The sequence below is a fragment of the Micromonospora sp. CPCC 205546 genome, assembly GCF_036902715.1.
Taxonomy (GTDB): domain Bacteria; phylum Actinomycetota; class Actinomycetes; order Mycobacteriales; family Micromonosporaceae; genus Micromonospora.
The window spans coordinates 1-1,045 of record NZ_JBAKHL010000162.1; the positions used below are offsets into that span (position 1 = coordinate 1).

At 69.3% G+C, this 1,045-nt stretch carries 1 protein-coding gene; it reads right to left on the reverse strand.

The features are described from left to right. Positions 1-22: 22 nt before the first annotated feature. Positions 23-900, reverse strand: a protein-coding gene (locus V6U77_RS29830; protein WP_334610070.1) for an IS5 family transposase whose coding sequence is annotated in 2 segments (ribosomal slippage) — positions 23-507 and positions 507-900 — 879 coding nt in all. Because the reading frame shifts where the segments join, the coding sequence is not laid out codon by codon here. Positions 901-1,045 lie beyond the last annotated feature (145 nt).

The following is a 1,045-nucleotide window of genomic DNA, read 5'->3' on the forward strand; positions in this document are numbered from 1 at the left end:
CTAGGGCCTGTGTCGAAGTCGGTCACAGCCACTCGTTGATGGACGCGAGGTGGATGGTGGCTTCGTAGCGCACAGCGAGTTTGTCGAACCGGGTGGCCACGGCCCGATTGCGCTTGAGGCGGTTGATCCCGCATTCCACGGCGTGACGTTGCTGGTAGATGTGCGGGTCGAAGGCCGGTGGCCGGCCGCCCTTGGACCCCTTGGCCCGCCGATGGGCGTCCTGGTCGGCCTTGCTCGGGATGGTCGCGGCGATGCCCCGCCGGCGCAGGTAGGCCCGGTTCGCCTTTGACGTGTACGCCTTGTCGGCCAGGACTCGGTCCGGGCGGGTCCTCGGGCGGCCGGTGCTCACGCGGGGAACACGGATGGAGGCGAGGACCGGGACGAACTGCGGACTGTCGCCTCGCTGCCCGGCGGTCAGCACGATGGCCAGGGGTTTCTGTCCCTGCTCGCAGCCCAGGTGCAGCTTGGTGGTCAACCCGCCGCGGGACCGGCCGAGCGCATGGTCTGCCGGCTCGACGCTGACCCCGCCAGGCGGTTCGACCTGCAGATCCCCCTTTTCCGCGCTCCGGCCGCATGCTGATGGGCCCGAGCGCTGGTGGAGTCCACACTGACGTCCCAGGTGATCCGCCCGGCCGCGTCGGCGAGAGCCTGCAATGCGGTAAGCACCTGCTGCCAGGTCCCGTCACGCTGCCACCGCCGGAACAGGGCATACACCGCCGACCAGGACCCGTACTGCGGCGGCACGTCCCGCCACGGGGCGCCCACCCGGATCCGCCACCGGATCCCATCAATCAACTGCCGCCTGCTCCACGACGACGGTCGACCCGGCCGCTTCGGCGCCGGCAGCAACGGCTCCAGCACCGCCCACTGCCCGTCGGTCAGGTCGAACCGCCTCGTCACCGCTAGGGTGTCCACGAGGTCTCCGGTTTCAGGTTCTGCTTGGTCGCTGAACCATCTACCGGAGACCTCACCCATTTTCGATCTTCGACACGCCGAGCGGTCACGCCAGCTCAGGCACCACCGCCGACTTCGACACAGGCCCTAG